General features: G+C 35.8%; 17 protein-coding genes. 8 read left to right on the top strand and 9 right to left on the bottom strand.

Annotated elements, in window-relative coordinates; all coding sequences use genetic code 11:
* Positions 1-65: 65 nt before the first annotated feature.
* From RT99_RS13670 to RT99_RS13635, 8 genes are all read left to right on the top strand, one after another.
* Positions 66-1,607: a GMC family oxidoreductase gene (locus tag RT99_RS13670; RefSeq protein WP_042565312.1), complete on the top strand. Its 1,542-nt coding sequence runs from the start codon at positions 66-68 to the stop codon at positions 1,605-1,607.
* A 35-nt stretch (positions 1,608-1,642) separates the two neighbouring features.
* On the top strand, positions 1,643-2,560 hold the full coding sequence (locus RT99_RS13665) for a helix-turn-helix transcriptional regulator (protein WP_042565311.1): 918 nt from the start codon (positions 1,643-1,645) through the stop codon (positions 2,558-2,560).
* A gap of 231 nt (positions 2,561-2,791) precedes the next feature.
* Entirely contained in the window at positions 2,792-3,427 is a 636-nt protein-coding gene (locus tag RT99_RS13660; protein WP_052483676.1) for a DUF2652 domain-containing protein, read from the top strand.
* Between the two features lie 541 nt (positions 3,428-3,968).
* Positions 3,969-4,298: a hypothetical protein gene (locus RT99_RS13655; RefSeq protein WP_131494918.1), complete on the top strand. Its 330-nt coding sequence runs from the start codon at positions 3,969-3,971 to the stop codon at positions 4,296-4,298.
* A gap of 357 nt (positions 4,299-4,655) precedes the next feature.
* Entirely contained in the window at positions 4,656-6,131 is a 1,476-nt protein-coding gene (locus RT99_RS13650; protein WP_042565455.1) for an aldehyde dehydrogenase family protein, read from the top strand.
* A gap of 38 nt (positions 6,132-6,169) precedes the next feature.
* Positions 6,170-7,156 carry an amidohydrolase family protein gene (locus tag RT99_RS13645; RefSeq protein WP_042565309.1) on the top strand — a complete coding sequence of 329 codons (987 nt, stop codon included), beginning with the start codon at positions 6,170-6,172 and terminating at the stop codon, positions 7,154-7,156.
* Positions 7,157-7,272: 116 nt separating this feature from the next.
* On the top strand, positions 7,273-7,833 hold the full coding sequence (locus tag RT99_RS13640; protein WP_042565308.1) for an NADPH-dependent FMN reductase: 561 nt from the start codon (positions 7,273-7,275) through the stop codon (positions 7,831-7,833).
* A 2-nt stretch (positions 7,834-7,835) separates the two neighbouring features.
* Positions 7,836-8,750, top strand: coding sequence for a DUF5996 family protein (locus tag RT99_RS13635; RefSeq protein WP_042565307.1), 915 nt, complete (start codon positions 7,836-7,838; stop codon positions 8,748-8,750).
* 1,243 nt (positions 8,751-9,993) lie between these two features.
* On the opposite strand, the gene RT99_RS13630 is transcribed toward RT99_RS13635, so the two are convergent.
* From RT99_RS13630 to RT99_RS13590, 9 genes are all read right to left on the bottom strand, one after another.
* Positions 9,994-11,016 (bottom strand): YhcG family protein, encoded by a 1,023-nt coding sequence (locus RT99_RS13630; protein WP_042565306.1) that lies wholly within the window; start codon positions 11,014-11,016, stop codon positions 9,994-9,996.
* A gap of 960 nt (positions 11,017-11,976) precedes the next feature.
* Positions 11,977-12,915, bottom strand: a complete 939-nt coding sequence (locus RT99_RS13625; protein WP_042565305.1) for a DUF5996 family protein — start codon at positions 12,913-12,915, stop codon at positions 11,977-11,979.
* A gap of 32 nt (positions 12,916-12,947) precedes the next feature.
* Positions 12,948-13,865 (bottom strand): alpha/beta hydrolase, encoded by a 918-nt coding sequence (locus RT99_RS13620; protein ID WP_042565304.1) that lies wholly within the window; start codon positions 13,863-13,865, stop codon positions 12,948-12,950.
* 77 nt (positions 13,866-13,942) lie between these two features.
* Positions 13,943-14,950, bottom strand: coding sequence for a bestrophin family protein (locus tag RT99_RS13615; protein WP_042565303.1), 1,008 nt, complete (start codon positions 14,948-14,950; stop codon positions 13,943-13,945).
* Positions 14,951-14,990: 40 nt separating this feature from the next.
* Positions 14,991-15,434: a carboxymuconolactone decarboxylase family protein gene (locus RT99_RS13610; protein ID WP_042565302.1), complete on the bottom strand. Its 444-nt coding sequence runs from the start codon at positions 15,432-15,434 to the stop codon at positions 14,991-14,993.
* A gap of 81 nt (positions 15,435-15,515) precedes the next feature.
* A complete protein-coding gene (locus RT99_RS13605; protein WP_042565301.1) occupies positions 15,516-15,872 on the bottom strand; it encodes a YciI family protein in 357 nt (118 codons plus the stop codon).
* Positions 15,873-15,913: 41 nt separating this feature from the next.
* The gene (locus RT99_RS13600; protein WP_042565300.1) at positions 15,914-16,105 is read right to left on the bottom strand and encodes a hypothetical protein; all 192 of its coding nucleotides are present in this window, start codon (positions 16,103-16,105) and stop codon (positions 15,914-15,916) included.
* Positions 16,106-16,165: 60 nt separating this feature from the next.
* Complete coding sequence (locus tag RT99_RS13595; RefSeq protein ID WP_042565299.1) at positions 16,166-17,047, bottom strand: pirin family protein; 882 nt, start codon at positions 17,045-17,047, stop codon at positions 16,166-16,168.
* Between the two features lie 207 nt (positions 17,048-17,254).
* The gene (locus tag RT99_RS13590) at positions 17,255-18,010 is read right to left on the bottom strand and encodes an SDR family oxidoreductase (RefSeq protein ID WP_042565298.1); all 756 of its coding nucleotides are present in this window, start codon (positions 18,008-18,010) and stop codon (positions 17,255-17,257) included.
* Between the last annotated feature and the right edge of the window lie 63 nt (positions 18,011-18,073).

The raw sequence follows: 18,073 nt of genomic DNA, 5'->3' as shown, positions 1-18,073 counted from the left end.
TTTTTTAAGATTTCAAATACCTGCAAATTTGTAATAGTTAAATCAGTATTTAAAATCAAGACGAAATGGAAACAAAACCCTCAAATTCTTTAGTAGACCAGCATTATGATTTTATAATTTCAGGTGCCGGTTCGGCAGGCGCAGTGCTTGCAGCGAGACTAAGTGAAAATCCCTCACATAAAGTGTTGTTGATCGAGGCAGGTCCGATTTTTCCCCCAGACTCCTATCCAGAAGAATTAATCAGCAGCAGTATAATTGGTGCGAATGGAAATCGGGGGCTTGAATGGGGATACCAATCTGTATCCGGTAACATTGGTCATCCAATTCATGCCATAAGAGGAAAGGTTCTTGGCGGAAGTTCAACTATGAATGGAGCGGTAAGCAGCCGTGCAACGGCGGCAGATTTTGAGCGATGGACGGCCTATGGACTTAAGGGTTGGACACAGGCTGACGTTCTTCCATTTTATAAAAAATTAGAGAATACTACAGCAGGTACAGATGAGTGGCATGGACGTAGTGGTCCCTTTCCTGTTCATCAGCTCAGTTTTGATGAAGTGAGTCCCCTGCAGCGTGCTTTTATTAAGGCTTCAGAAAGTAACGGATTTGAAAGAATTGATGACTTTAATGCTGATAAACAACACGGAGTAGGTCCGTATCCAATGAATGTGTTAAATGGCGAGCGAATGAATACGGGTATGACTTACCTTAACGAAGAAGTAAGAAAAAGATCAAATTTAATTATCATTGCAGACACGCTGGTAGACAAGGTGGTGATCGAGAATGATGAAGCTACAGGCGTCTTGCTTGCGAATGAAACAATAATAAAAGGAAACCATATCATTCTTTCTTCAGGTACCTATGGCAGTGCTGCAACGCTTCTGCGCTCAGGAATTGGTCCTTCTGAAGACTTAAAAAAGTTGAATATTCCTTTAGTCAAAGATCTGCCTGTTGGCAGCCAACTATTTGATCATCCCTTTTATTACAATGCCTATGCAGTAGATCCGTCATTGGTTGGTGAACAAACACCAGTGATTGGTGCTTTTTTATGGACAAGATCAGATGAAAGTATAGGAAATGAACTCGACATACACATTACCGCAACACATCTGCTGGATCCAAAATACAGCCCCACCGGCGTTGGTTTTGTATTGGCTGTAGGACTAACCAGACCCTCTTCAGTTGGTAATGTCAAACTAGCAAGTAGAAACCCAGAAGATGCGCCGATCATAGATCTTAATTTTCTGGATTCAATTTCAGACAAAGAAAGGCTGTTGGCGGGTGTTAAAGCTGCAAGAAAGATTGGAAAGACTTCCCCCATGAGCAGTTTTTTCACTGGAGAAATTATGCCTGGAATAGAAACAGATCAGGATGCTGAATTGATGCAGGCAATAATGTCTACACTAGATACTTATCACCATCCCACTTCTACTATTCCAATGGGTATTGCTGATGATCCAAAGGCAGTTGTTAATGAGGCAGGATTGGTTTATGGTGTTAAAAATTTAAGGGTGGTTGATGCTTCGATTTTCCCTGATGTCCCTTCAACAGCTACTAATCTGACGGTTATTATGGCAGCAGAGAAAATAGCAAGCGTGATGCTTTCCTAAAGGTTCTATCTTCAATTCCACTAATCGTACGTACTATGAAAAGAATAAATTTAGATCAAATAACAACTTACAATTCTATCTCTGATTTTTTACTCTCTTTGGGTAAGTTTGAAGTGCAGGACAACGACTTCTCCATTAGCAGTCTTGACGGTTATCTTAGTGACGAACCGATGAAGTCTGATTCTTTTCGTACCAATTTTTTCAACTTTCTAATGATTGTTGATGGCCAGGGCAGCTATACAATTGATAATGTTGAATTTAAATTAGTTCCTGCAAGTTTTTATTTTACAACCCCTGGTCATTTGAAATCCTTCGTAATTGAAAAACCATGGAAAGGCTTCATCCTCTCGTTTACAGAAAAGTTTATCAAAGAATACTATATGGGTGATTTATTTAAAGAATTTCCATTTTTAGTCGCAGAAACTACTCCGCCAATATATTTAAATAAAGATTTGGAAGCAGACCTGTCAAAAAGACTTGGTACTCTGCTTGAACATTATAATACGGAGAGTAAATTTAAATATCAAATGATCACTAATATATTAATCGCTTTCCTTTACAAGGTAAAAGAAACGCTGTCTGAAGCACCAATATTAGAAGGACAGCAGTTTGGATATTCTCTATTGGTTATCAAATTTAGAAAATATCTTGATGATCATTTTAGAAATGTAATAAGCGGCAGAATACCAGAAATTTTCAATGGCAATCAAATTGCAAATGCCCTTTCTGTAAGCGCAGACCATTTGGGAAGTCAAGTAAAAAAGGAAACTGGAAGAACCATAACTAAGTGGATCACGGATAGAACAATTATGGAGGCACAATGTCTTCTTAAAAATTCGTCATTATCGATTTCAGAAATATCCTATACACTAACTTTTTCAGATCCTACTAATTTCACTAAGTATTTTAAGAAAAACACAGGTTTTTCACCAAAACAATACCGAGGTCAATAGATATCTTTCTTGGTTATTATTCGAAGGACAAATCATTATTATCGCCAAATAAACAAGTTGTAAAATCTGTTTATTTGGCTTTTTTAATGTCACTGACTAAGCGGAAAGAATCCCTAATTTAATACAAATCAAATTTCTACATTCCTTAAATCACCATTTGTACCCCCCAATTAACCTTTTTTGAGGCCTTGGATATCCGCAAATTTGTCATAGTTATAAAACTAAATAATTATGAAATCACAAAACTCAACATTTCTCCCTAAAAAGAGAATCATAAGAACTTCAATTAAAAAAGAGACTACAAAAATATCAAAAAGCACCTTTGATCAACGAGGCACAATATGTATTGTCGACATCAGCGGGTACACAACCTTTGTGAATGAGACACAAAGTACCGTAGGGCTTCTAAGCGTTTCCAAACTTTTACAAAAGATTATTACAGTCAATAATCCATTCTTTAATATCTCGGAAATAGAGGGGGATGCAATTCTTTTTTACCGTTATGGAGAACCATATCCTGTCGATGTAATCCTACAGCAGTTCGAAGCTATACTTTTAGCATTTAACAAAATGGTTACCAGACTAAAAGTATATAGTAACAACGTTACATCTTTATCCCTTAAGTCTATTGTACATTACGGCGAAATATCTGAATTTACTATAGGCCGCTTTGAGAAGCTTTACGGCAAGCCTTTAATTGAGGCACATAGGCTCCTGAAAAACTCTATTAATAGAGATACTTATTCATTAATTACGGAACAGTATTTAGGAACTTCATCGAAAAATGCGGATACAGCATTGCTCGGTATTCAGCAATCCGAAAAATATGATGTAGGTGAACTTAATTATACTTATTTTCCTTACTAATTTGAATTGACGGTGTTTTAAATCAGCGTTGTAAAAGCTAAGATTATATATAGGTAATTCAAACAGTATAAAAGCTGTTTTCTCTATTTTACGGTATTTCTAATATGCCTATTTCAAATAACCATAGGCAGGGGTCCCAGCCGGCCGGCAATAGAATCAAAATTTTCTTTTCAGGCAATAATGGCATATTATAAAATATGCAGCCTTATTCTGCAAATTTGACTTAAGATCTGCATTGACCAGTAACTGCATTTGATCGGAAAGAATACAATCTGCCGCCAAGCTTAAATATTTTATTTTTGAATCTGATTAATATTTCCTTGATCAGTATATCAATTAGAATTTAATATCTAGAGGCCTAAACAAATTTCAATTATAAAATTATTTTTTCATTTTTTACTTTCAAGTTCAAACATTTATAAGTCATCGTTTTTGACCTGTTTCTCCCAGATTTTGACCTTTTTCAGGTATGTATTTAGCTGCAACTTTGTCTTTGTTAATAAACATGATAATGACGACTCACATATTAAATACTACGCTCATGGCAGAAGCAGCATATATGAATAAAGAACAAAGCTTGATTAAGCAGAATTCACAACAAGGGCATTTAGAAATGAACAGCAAATACGCATTAGATAAACCTAAAATGATCGTACCTGGAATTATCACACTTGTAAACGGATTGCTATTCATGCTGCCAGAAACATTTGATGCACTTGATTTTTTAATGTTTTCAGTGGATTTGATTACAATTTGCGTCCAACTGAAAGCTAAAGATTTAAGTGGATTTGCCAGCGAGCTCCCATTAATTGCCTTAAACTTTATATTGCTCTATATGCAGTATTCATTTTCACAAGTTAAAGAACTATAATACTTAATGGCTGCGACATGCTTTTTCTAAAATTGCAAGCATCTTCAACTTACCATTTGTTCACTTTATTTAACCATTTTTTCAGGCGCTAATTGCAGCAACTTTGCTGTACTATAAAAGGATAGTGAGATGAAAAGAGAAAAACATAAAGACAAGAATTTACTCCAAAATTCGAGTTTTATTTGAAGACTAGGTTAGGAATATGAGAGGACAATTCGGCCCTTCCTGTACACTGTTTGGATGTGTTTAATTTTTTTATCATCCGTCCCATTTCTTGATTCAATACCCCTGTAATTTTCACCTATTAAATCCGGAGATATAATTCTCAATTAACCATCATAAATTAAAATGAAAAAAATGAAAAACAACTTACAAACACCATTACTAAACAATGAATGGAATGGTAAAATTTACATTAACGGCTGGGTTAAACCTGGACGAGGAACGGAAGAAATTTTGGAAAAGGCTACCGGGATCAACATTGGACAAACCGGTATCGCTTCACCAGAAGATATCTCAAATGCAGGCGCACTTGCACGTTTCGCTCAAAAAAGCTGGGCAAAGAAATCTGGTGCTCAAAGGAGCGACGTTTTAAGAGAATTTGCACGCGTAATTCATGAATATTCAGATGAAATAGCAGCTTATCTTGTTAAAGAAACTGGCTCTATCATGTTAAAAGCTAAATGGGAGGTACAAATGGCCTCTAGAGAGTTTAGTGAAGCTGCTGCCTTGGCAACTCAGCCTACAGGCTTTCTTACCTCAACATTAGAGCCCGGCTTTCAAAGTATCGCCCGAAGAATTCCGATGGGTGTCATCGGAATTATCACACCCTGGAATTCTCCGATCATTTTAGCGGCACGTGCAATTGCACCAGCTCTGGCAATGGGAAATGCTGTTCTCTTAAAACCAGATGTTCAGTCGCCCATATCTGGTGGTTTCATATTTGCAAAACTGCTGGAACTTGCCAATCTTCCTCAAGGACTGTTTCATGTTCTGCCAGGAGGTCCTGAAACTGGAGAAGCACTGGTAAAAGAGCCAACAGTAGATATGGTCAGTTTTACAGGTTCAACAAGAGCAGGAAAACTTGTTGGTGCAAATGCAAGCGGATTACTTAAGCGTGTAGCTTTAGAGCTTGGAGGAGACAATCCATATATAGTTCTTGAGGACGTAGATATCGAAGCTGCCGCTGCCGCAGGAACTTGGGGAAGCTTTTTCCATCAAGGCCAGATTTGTCTATCCATAGGAAGACATCTAGTACATGAAAGTATAGCCGAAGCTTACACTGAGGCGCTGGTTAGGAAAGCACAGGCACTTATCGTTGGAAATCCATTGGATGAGAAAGTACAGGTAGGTCCGGTAATCAATGAGAGACAAGTATTGAATGTACTTCGGATTCTTGATGATAGTGCTGCACAGGGAGCCAGAATACTTACTGGGGGAAAAAGAAACAATCTTTTTATTGAGCCAACTGTAGTGACCAATGTATTGCCCGGGATGCCTCTCTTTGACGAAGAAATTTTTGGTCCTATTGCCACAATTACAACCTTCAAAAACGATGAAGAAGCGATAGAATTAGCGAATATGACCGACTATGGGCTGGTATCTGCCGTAGTATCCAATAATCTGGTGAGAGCACAGCATATAGCCGATAATATCAGAACAGGTGTTGTCCACATTAACGATCAAACTGTTGTCCATGGAATTTATGGACCTATCGCTGGTGTTGGTAAATCTGGAAATGGCTTTGGCCATGGCACAGTGAGTAATGCAGATACATTTTCAGAATGGCAGTGGATCACTACCCATGCAGCAATTCCAAATTACTCTTTCTAAATTAACAATTAAATCAGAGACAACTTAATCTTTTTAAAATGAATAATAATCATAGAATCGACGTACATCAGCACGTATTACCTCCCTTCTGGTCCGAAGCATTAAACGCAAACGGCGGCGATCCTTCAGGTCCCAGATCAGGAGATTCAAATAATTCAGTAGTCCCAAAGTGGTCACCTGAGGGAGCTATTGCCCTTATGGATAGTTTGGAAATATCAACAGGTATATTATCACTTACTTCACCTGGAATTGTTGGATGGGCTTCACAATTACAGGCGGGAATGGCTAGAAGAATTAATGAATATACTGCGGGTTTAGTAGTCAAAAAACCATTGCGTTTTGGCAATTTTGCCACACTTCCAATGCCGCACATTGATGAATCGCTTGCAGAGATTGAATATGCATTAGACATATTGCATGCTGACGGGATAATACTGTTTAGTAATTATGGAGATAATTATCTTGGGGACGCTCAATTCTTGCCTTTGTGGCAAGAATTGAATCGTAGAAAAGCCGTAGTATTTATACATCCGGGGCTCCCAATTATGCCGATGAAAGGCGTAGCAGGACCATTGGTAGATTATCCCTTTGCAACTACAAGGGTAGCTGTTCAACTTGTGTTGAATGGAATTGTAAGCCGCTTTCCGGACGTCAATATTATATTATCGCATGCGGGTGGATTTGTTCCTTATGCAGTGCACAGGTTTGTCGAATTGGCCCATGTATTTAGGACCGATGCTCCAAATCATGAAGAAATACTCAACAGCTTCCGTAAATTTTATTATGATACCGCATTGGCTTCTAGTCCTACTTCACTTCCAAGTCTGACTGCCTTTGCTAAAAGAGAACATATTTTATTCGGATCCGATTATCCTTTTGCGCCTTCCGATGTAGTAACAGACTTCACTAGACATCTGGATAAATACCAGTTTAAGGATAAATTACAGGAGAGCGAAATCAGCCATAATAACGCATTGGTTCTATTCCCACGGTTGTCCGAGCAGCTGCTTCTAAAAAAAGTATAGTATTACCGTTGGTAAAACATCTCCCTGAGGCTGTCATAAAATGAGGCGGCCTCTTTTTAATTTACAAAAGAGTTCCACTAGAATTCAATCCTTAAAGAACATAAAATACAGAAATCATGAACAAAGTAATAGGCATTATTGCAGGTAGTCTGCGAAAGGAATCATATTCAAAAAAGATAAGTGAAGCGGTATGGGCTATGGCACCCGAAGGCTTTGAATTTAAACTAATTTCATTGGCCGATCTTCCAATGTACAATCAGGATTTTGATGATCATAATAAGGTTCCTCCAGCCATCATGTCGTTCAGGGATGAGATGGCAGCAGTTGACGGCGTTTTATTTATAACACCAGAATATAACAGGTCTGTCCCAGCGGTTTTGAAGAACGCTTTGGATGTAGGATCAACACCTCATGGTAAAAGCATATGGAATTCGAAACCAGGAGCCATTTTTAGCAATTCGCCTGGAAACCTAGCTGCTTTTGGAGCTAACCACCATTTAAGGCAAAGCCTGGTATTCTTGAATGTGCCTATAATGCAACAGCCGGAAGTTTACATTTCCAAGGTGCATGAACTTTTTGACGAAACTGGAAATTTAAAAGAAGGAAACACGAAGGAATTTTTGAAAAAGGCAGTGGAATCTTATATCAAATGGTTTAAAATAAATACCGCGCAATAATTATGAAAAAACATTGGCCGGTACTTTCCTATGCTGTAGGAAAACCAACATACGAAACGCTGCAACTATTTACACAAATCGTTGGAAAGATAAAACTTGCTACAATGCCTTGGATTAACCATTCCTGGGGAGTTACACTTCACCTTACACCTGCTGGTCTGACGACACAAACGATACCTTATAACAGTAAATATTTCCAGATAGATTTTGATTTAAACAATCATCAATTGGAGATAACGACAAGTTTAGGGGAATCAAAGCAGTTCAGTCTGGAAAATATCTCTGTAGCAGGCTTTTATCAGTCTATTCAAAAGAAATTAAAAGAGATTGATATTGAGGTGCCAATTTTTACAGTTCCTTCGGAGATTGTAGATCCAATCCCTTTTGAACAAGATGAATCTCACAATACTTACGATAAAGAGCACGCCAGCGCCTTTCATATTGCCTTATTGAGGATTAATGAAGTATTTCTGACTTATCGCAGCGGCTTTAAGGGTAAAACTAGTCCGATTCATTTCTTTTGGGGAGGATTCGATTTATCATTGTCTTTCTTTTCCGGAAAAAAAGCGCCAACTCATCCAGGTAAGATGCCAGGAATGCCCAACTGGGTGCTTCAGGATGCTTTTTCGCAGGAGCTTCTGACCGTTGGATTCTTTCCTGGAAATGAGGATTTAAATGAAGCGGCTTTCTATTGTTACCTCTATCCTGAACCCGAAGAATATAGTATCACAGCAATACAACCCAAAGAGGCATATTACCTTAAACAACGGGGTGAATTTATTTTATCTTATGCTGATGTACAGATGTCTGAAGATCCTGAGCAGAAGCTATTGGCTTTTCTAAACAGCACTTATGCCTTAGGAGCAAAAATAGCAAAGTGGGATCCGGCATTTGTAGAACCCATTACAGGAATATAATTGCAAATAAAAAATCGGATACATAAACAGGTTCTGTCGCATATATTAAGATTTATCTTTGGATTTTAAAGTATACCGTTTATGAATACCAAAGGTCAATGTTATCCGAATCTGTCTAACTTCAAGCTGTTTATTTTAAAATTAGATCTACATTGAGTTATCGAGATGTGGAAGAAATCATGAAAATGCGGGGGAATTCAGGTTGATCATTGAACAGTCGGTTGAAAAGTTTAGTTATAGAGTTGATTTTCTTCTAACCAGACGCAGGCAGTTAATGATTGCACTGTCCTTTTTAATTAAGGCAAATAATGATAATGGCAGACCCAAATTAATAAATATTGATAAAAGCGGATCAAACATTTGAGCTTTAAAACTTTATAATAAACACTCATTTTCTGCGATTAAGATTCGACAATGTTAGTATTTGAATAAATTTAGATGAACGGGATAATCGATTTATAAAGTGGAGGATACAAAACTGATTAGGACAAAAGTTTTGAATCTGCGAAACGAACATTGAGTTGAATTAAAGTTGTCATATGCTTAGGAATAATCAGATGATTAATCCATGAATAAGTATATTCAAATCATTTTGTAAATTGGCATTATAACTTTCAAATCTGTGCTTTATTTCTTTTTTACTTTATTAAATGCGACAGAACCTCTGATCGTTATTGTAATATTTTGAAACTTTAAAATGGATCTAAATATAAAATCCCATTATTCCTTGGAGCAATGGGATTTTTTAAATTATAATAAATTTAACTATCTTTATACTTTGAATTTTGTCAGTGCATCTTTATGTGACCCTGTTCTTGAGGTAGTCTGTGAAAGCTCATTATTACTGGGCTCGAAATCAAGGTTCGGGAACCTCTTTTTCCAATTAATTACAACTCCAGAAATTAAGTTTTGGTTATGAGGTAGAGTAAAATGATTTGATGTACAACCAAATTACAAATTGCAAACGTAAAATTACATCCCTAGAATCAATGCAATTTTATTCATAATACTTTAAAATTATTTTATTCTTCGTTTTGTGGCAGAATCGTGGCACAAAGCAATTTACAAAATTAGAATTCCATCAAAATCAAGACCTTCAGTATTTGGGTTCGAATCTGCAGATCACCACTAAAGGAGTATTGATCTTATAATAATTTACTGCTTGTTTAAAAGGTCATTTAAAAAATTAATTGCCCTTTAATTTCAATTGTGTCTATAGTGTGGACATAATTGGATTTGAAATTTATTCCGAAAGGTATTTTCTTTCTATTTTTTCTTTTGCTTCAGTCAATAATGAATGAATTTTTTCTTCAAACTGCTTTTTAGGTGGTAAATCAGTCCAGTATTCAGCAACTATTATCCCGTCTTTGTGCATTTCAAGTAATTCTATTTGTTCACGACTGCTTTCTGCACAGAGTATTAATCCAATTGGTGCTTTTTCACCTTCTTGCTTTTCATACTTGTCTAACCAGCGTAAATATAACTCCATTTGCCCCTTATGTTTTGCTTGGAATTTCCCTAATTTTAATTCAATTGCTACTAGTCGTTTTAATTTACGATGATAGAATAGTAAATCTAAATTAAAATCTTCACCATCTATAATCATTCTTTTTTGTCGTTCCACAAATGTAAATCCTTTTCCAAGCTCAAGAATGAATTTTTCTAACTCATACAATATTGCCTGCTCTAAATCCTTTTCTAAATAGGCATTTCCTAAATTTAGAAAATCCAATAAATACGGATCTTTAAATGAGTATTGTAAATTATATGGGGATGATGTTGTTTGAATATTGGCTATTGCGGTACGTTCGAAAGTTTTTGCTGCTATTTGCTTGCGTAAATCCCTAACACTCATTAACTGGTCGCTCACCTGATTTGCATAGAACAGTTTAGCTTCCGGATTTTTGATAGGTATTATTGCTAAAAAGTGTGACCAGCTTAATTGTCGTGACAGTGTCACGACAATTTCTTTGTCAGTAAATTGATCAGCGAACTGCATCATTCTGCGAAGATTTTTTTCTTCGAAATTTCTTCCGTATTTATTTTCCAATTGTAAAGACAATAACGAAACAATTTGTCTTCCGTATTCTGCTCGTTTGTTTTGAAGTATAGTATCGTTAATTCTAAAACCAATCTCCCAAAATAGCAATGTTAAAGAACTATTGTTTTGAACAATAACTTGTTGTTGAGTTTGCTCAACAAGTAGTGATAATTCGTTGAGTAAATCAGTTTCATTAGATGCTATATTATTTTCTCTATCCGCCATCGTATGATTATTAATAATAAGTATCGTAGAATGTATCTTACAAAAACAAAAATACTAAAAGTAAGTTGACATAGTTAAAAATATATCTATCAAACTTTATTATAGTATTAACACAAACATTTTTTAAAACATATTATGAATTATTCCGCACTGCAGACTTAATAATAATGTCAAAAATCGGAATAAAACAATACTCTTGATTTTTAAATTAGTTTCTCTTTATCCCAAAATTTATGGTAGTAAGCATATTTGCGATAATAAATTATCGCCATTTTTAGTTTTGTGGCATAATCATGGCACATCGTGTATTCGAAAACTCCAAACTCAGCAAAAATGAGCGTTAACAAATTAGGTTCGAAACTATTATATTCTTTTCGTTATAAAAATAGTCTAATATAAAAAGATGGAAAAAAGTAATAGTTAATCTCTCATGCATAAATTAGAATTATAGTATTAACTGTTGTAAAACGCATGTGAGGTATGGCTAACTTAATTAAGTACTAATTATCTATTTTTTAGTTTCTAAAAATAAAAACTACACAATTGATCTTTTACCAAAAAACTCTAGGTACGATACCTAGAGTTTTTTTACTCTTCTAAGACTATAAAAGATTAATATTTACTTCTTCAATTTTTCCTTGAAATTTAAAAGGAACTTGATAATTTCTAGTGACAGGCGACCCAGTATCTTCTCCTATTCCAAAAGTATCTAAGCCAAACCTACCTGGAATTGTAGCAAGAATGTCTCCAGTAGCTGCTTCTTTGTTGTTGATAGAAATTTTAACTTTTGAAGGTTTTTAGATTCAGCAATTTTTTTAGTGCATCCATTTCTGAAATTTTTTATGTATGTGGAAGACAAAATAATTTTTAAATCCGATTTGATTCCAAGGGTAAATACTTAAGATATAAAATTTACAATTTTAATTTAAACAATAAGAGCCTTTCATAGGCACTTATGAATTATATTGTGATAGAAATTTCATTTTTAAAACTTCGGTCTTGTTCCCATAAATCAGATTTCCAATTGGCTAATTTTGCGCCAATAGCATAAGTACTTCTTAAAAATTCAAGCAATTTTTTTTCAGGATTATCAGAACTTTGAACTGCAGAATATGGTAAAATAAACTGTCCTAAAACTTCATTATAAAATGCTTCAGCCGGCATTACTTTTCCTTCTTTATACCCCTTTGCTTCAGGATAGAGATAACAATAAAAAGCGGCTTCAGGATATGCTTCATTACCGGTTATAAAACCAAAATCACTCACTTCATGGCTAAAAGCATCCTGTAAAACCCAGTCTGGCATTCCAGGTATTTTACCTGGGTGTTTTGGTGCTTTTTCTCCGGAGAAAAAAGCAAGAGAAAGGTCAAATCCTCCCCAGAAAAAATGTATAGGACTGCTTTTACCAATAAAATCTTTTCTAAAGATCATAAATACATCCTGTATATTACACAAGGCACTATGAAAATTGGTCGCCTGTACAACTCCATACGTTTTATGAACGGTATCGAACTCAAAATGAATTGGATTTTCAATTTCTGAAGGCATTGTCAGTATCTCAATTTTTATATCAAGCTCATTTAACTTTTCAAAAATAAGTTTATAAAAATCAGCAACATTTAAATTGCGCAAATCAAAATTCACATTTTCTCCTAAGCTGGTTAAAATGCATAATTGATGTGAAACAAAATCAAGATCAATCTGAAAATATTTATTAATGTAAGGAATATTTTGAGTACTTAATCCTGTTGGGGTAATGTGAAGCGTGCAATTCCAGGAATGATTGGTCCATGGCAATGTTGCCAGTTTAATTTTCCCTAAAATCTGAGTCCATAATTGAAGCGTTTCATACGTGGGTTTGCCTTTTTCATAAGAAAGTACAGGCCATGATTTTGTCATAATATATTTTTTTTAAGATTTAATTTATCTATTTATTGGCTTACTGCTTTGTGATTTTGAGCAAGCGTAATTATTGCCTTTATCAGTAAACCATCTGCCGCGGTAAACTCCTTTAGAATACTAAAATGATTTTCAGGCAAAATGAGTGCGGTTCCATTATTTCCCACATTTTTCCAGGCTTGCAGATAATTCGATGATTGGGCTTTAAAAGCTTCTGTTTCCTGATCTCCCCAGGCAACAATCAACGGGATTTTACTCGGCACAATTAGCCGGATGGGACTCCAATAAAGAATTTGATCTGCCGTAATGCGAATTGCAGGCTGAACAAAAGTGTGAGAAACGGGTTCTAAATCAAAAAGTCCGCTTACTACCAGGATACCTTTAATGGTATTTTTTGGTAGTCCGTAATCTGACCATTTTGTTAAAGCCGTCATTGCTGCAAGGTGTCCTCCGGCGGAATGCCCTGCGACAAAAATTTGCTCGGGATCACCATTAAATTGTATAATATTCTGGCTTGTCCAGGCAATAGAAGATCGTATCTGTCTTACCATTTCTGGAATCGTTACTTTTGGCGCAAGGTCATAATTGACAATTACAACTGTAAAATTAGCTTGCGCTGCACCCACTGCAACAAAATCATAATCATCACCAAGTCCAATTTTCCAATAACCTCCATGAATAAAAATTAAAACAGGCGCTCCGGCATCTTTAGCAGGATAAACCGTAAGTCTTTCCATTACTGTCGGGCCATAAGCAATTACAAATCTGTCTTTTAGAATCTTGCGTGCTTCCTGACTTTCAGTAACATATTTCGTGATATAGTCCGGGAAATTGGAAACTGCTTTTTCAACATCGTACTCAGCATCAAGCTGTTCCTGCGTTAAAAATTTGCCATAAAAATTGCTGGCAGGAAATTGAATCTCCTGCAAAGAGTGGTTGTACTTTTCCATGATGTAGATAATTATAACATTATTGCTGTTTTCGACAATAATGACAGCATTAATTTTATGCTGAAATTGAAAATTCTTTATAAAATAATATTATGCTGTGGCTGAGGAATTTCAGGCAAATTAATTTCGCCCAAAATTTCTTTAAGATCAATCTCTATCAGTTTGCATATTTTAGAGATGGGAACGTCATTAGCATTTCCTTCATAAGGATTTTCTGTACTCTCGCCTACCTGACCTAATGAGGTATACATCCAGGAAATAATAACACTAAACGGAATTACAAACCAAACCATATTTCCGTGCATTATTCCACCAATACTTTCATTTAGCTTATCAAATTCCTTTAATAATCCGAATGGGAGAAGCAAACAAAATAAATGAACCAAGAGCGTATTAATAATGGCATACTGTCTGGGATAAGGAGAATCTTTTAGCTGCTCGCTTCTTCCCTGCTGAGTAAAAAAATCCTTTATTGTTCTTTGAAAATCAACAAACTGAAGTACTACGATTTCCTGAGCATCATATAACTCTTTCAAAGTTTTACTCTGTAACGCCATTATTTGAGTCGCTTTATTTTTTGTTTTCAAAATGTATTCTAATTCAGCTGAAGAAAGAAATTTGGACAATTCCTGATCAAGACTGCTTTCATTCTCGGGAATTATATAATATTGTTGATATTCTGTATTGTGTTTTCTTCGGGTTGTTTCCCAAACACGAAATGAACGCATCTCATAACGCAAAGCGGTTAGCCAGGCAATATGTCTGTAAACGAGCAATCTGGTTTTATCAGGAGCATTCAAAAAATCCCTGCTCATAATTCCCCATGATCGACTTGTATTTAAAATTGAGGTCCACGTTTGTTGTGCTTCAAGCGTTCTATTATAGGTTTGCGTGTTTTTAAAACCAACAATAAAAGCTGTTGCAGTTCCTAACAATGCTACAACTGTCCAGGAAATACCAAGCCATTTTAATTCAAAAATTTGATATAATACAGTTGGTATTATGCTCATTATAATTAATAGGTAAATGCTTTTTCTTGTCCAGACAATAAATTCTAACAATTTATATGATTTTCCCGTGTACATTTTTTTTTAATTTTAAATTGAAAACAAAAGGAATTTACTATTAGAATTTAGGCTGCATTTTAAAGCCAACGCCAATTCGGTTCCAGGTATTGATCACAGTTGCAGCCATGATAATTTTTACGGTATCATTATCACCAAATAACGCAATACATTTTGAGTACAATTCGTCTGAAAGTCCTTCTTCATGTATGAATGTAATGGCTTCTGTAACCAGTAAAATAAGCTGTTCTTCTTCAGAGAAATGATTTTCTGCTTCTCTCCAGACTCCAACTAAAGTAATTTTTCTGGCATCAATTCCCAGAGAAAGCGCATCCTGTGTATGTTGATGCAGACAAAAAGCACATCCGTTTAAATGAGAAGCACTAATTTTAATAAGCTCCTGATACCATTTGTCCAGACCTGACTCTTTTATTGTTTTATCCAATTCACTTAATGCTTTAAAACCTGCAGGATATGTTTTCCCTATAAATAATCTTGAACTCATGATTTTTTGTTTTTAATGGTTAGATTTTTATTTGACAAATTATAAGCATGCCGTGAATTGAGGCATGCTTATTACTCAGATTTACGCTACCGGAATTGACATACGAACTTCAACAATAGCTCCGTATTGAATAATTGGGCAGGCTTCGGCGATTTTTACCGCTTCGTCATAATCATTTGATCTAATCAGGAATAAACCTCCTATCGATTCTTTTCCATGACCATAAGGTCCTTCGGTAATATGATTTCCCATTTTGGTATGTTTAATCACTCTTCCGTCTAAATCCCAGCGCTTTGGCGGGGCCACTAATTTATTCTGAGCTGCAATTCCTGCAATCCAATCCTGGTAAGGTTTGATCGCTTCTTTCATTTGTTCAGGAGTTGGTACTGGTTTTTCGCTTGTTAGATCTCTGTGGATCACTACTAAAAATTCTTGCATAATAATTGTATTTAAGGATTTGTAAAAAAATTGATTATTGTTTAAAATATTGAAGTATAGTCTTCTTCGTCGTCGTCTTCAAAAGGCTGTTCCCGCATATGTAAAGTTTCGTCGAGCAGCTCGCTGCCATCGGTTAAATCATGGTGATGTAAATCAAATTCACTTCCCGATTCACTGCTATAACCGGCTTGTTTTGATAAGCCTAGTAACTGTAAAATATTAACAAGTCTCATAATTCACATTTTTATATTAATAAATTTCGTTTTCTGAAAAGATCATTATCCAAAGTTCTTTTATTCGATTGGCTGAATTACATTTCTGGATTCACCTTCCATTTCAATAAACCCCATTTTGCCATTTTTATAATTTTCAATTGCATCTGATAATGCTTGTTCTGAGTCCATAACCATTGCTCCTTTTGAGAATAAGGTTTCGTTTAAAGGCTTTCCGGAAATGAGGATAAACTGACAATTAGTTATGGCGATAAATTTCAAAAGTTCATCATTGTCAGAATGTGCTCCTGAGATGACCATACCTTCCTCAAGTTCTGTGGTAGCCTGATTGGTTATAAAATCAAAATAACCTTCAATAACAATTATAGTTCCTGACCACTGTGCAGGAAGAGTGTGGGCAAACTCTTTTCCCGCTTCTAAAAAAACATGCAGCATGGTAAGTACTTCTGGAGTCTCAATTTTATTAATTACATCTCCGCTTTTACCACAAATAACTCTTATACGAACACCCTCTTCTGTTATTTCAGGTATTTGAGACTGGTCTATAAAAACACTTTTAGGAGCTTGCTGTTTTTTTGCTGCCGGAATATTTACGAACAATTGTAAGCCTTCAACAGTAGCGCCGTCAGGAACAGGAAATTCAGAATGCACAACACCTTTTCCAGCATATGTCCAAAGTAAACTGCCCGCAGTTATAAGAACATTATTGCCAAGAGAATCGATACTGTGATAAGGCGCAGAATCTTCAAAAACATAACTTATGGCCGACATTCCTGCGTGTGGATGTGGTCCGAAAATATCATGTTTCAATTCAAAATGATCAAAACCAATAATTGGATCCATCAATCCGTCAAAATCTTTTGATCTTGCTTTTCTGGCAAAAAATTGTTCATCTCCCTGTACTTCGGGTGTAATTACTGTTGATAGTACTAACTTGTTCATAATATTTAATTTAAGAAGTTAAAATTGCGCCGTTGCCCATTGAGTTGTCGTGTTGTTGATCAGATTTCGCAATTAATTGCGCTGACGTAGGATTTTTTATATGCACGAACGGGTGGAAAGTGCACGCCCATTACAACCGCCTCGACAAACTGCCTACCCGTCATCTTCGTTTCAACGGGCATCGAAGCCATTTATAATTTAATTTGATTATGCTCTTTGAGGACGATTAGGAAACCATTCCTCAAAAGTGATGCTGCCCAGTTTTGCTGTAGATGCCGGAACAAGTGTTAGTTCTTCAAGAGGGGCTCCAAAATACAAAGCTTTCTCATCTGAAATAACCTGAAGAGGGTCGTTAGTTTTTGTTAAGTAAGTCTGTAAAAGTTCTGAAAGTTTAAAACGTTCCGGACCTCCAATTTCTACAATTCCGTTTGATGGATTTCCAAGTGCAAGATCAACTACCATTGAAGCAACGTCTTCTGAAGCTATTGGCTGAATTTTTGCCGGAGAAATAGTCACACTTCCTCCTTCATGTGCAGAAGCAACAATTCCGCCCAGAAATTCCATAAATTGTGTCGAGTGAATAATCGTAAAAGGAACGCCTGCTTTTTTTATTAAATTTTCCTGAGCCTGTTTTGCTCTAAAATAACCGCTTTCCTGCAAACGATCTGTACCTACTACCGAAAGTGCAATATGATGTTTTACTCCTGCATTAATTTCGGCTGCTAAAAGATTTCTGCCCGAAGTTTCAAAAAATTCCAAAACTTCTTTATCTGCAAATGATGGAGAATTTGCCAGATCAATTACGATATCTGTATTGGTAACCGCTTCTGCAAGCCCCTCTCCTGTTATCGTATTAATTCCTGTTGATGGTGCCGCCGATATTACATTGTGCCCCTGATCACGAAGTTTGTTTACTACTTTTGATCCAATTAATCCTGTTCCGCCAATTACTAAAATTTTCATGATGTGTGTTTTAAATTGTTATAAATGATTTTCATTTTCATTTAGTAATAGCCAATTTACGTG

Source organism: Flavobacterium sp. MEB061 (assembly GCF_000834715.1).
Classification (GTDB): Bacteria; Bacteroidota; Bacteroidia; order Flavobacteriales; family Flavobacteriaceae; genus Flavobacterium; species Flavobacterium pectinovorum.
The sequence above is the reverse complement of the archived record's forward strand: the minus strand, read 5'-3'. Positions and strand labels throughout refer to the sequence as shown.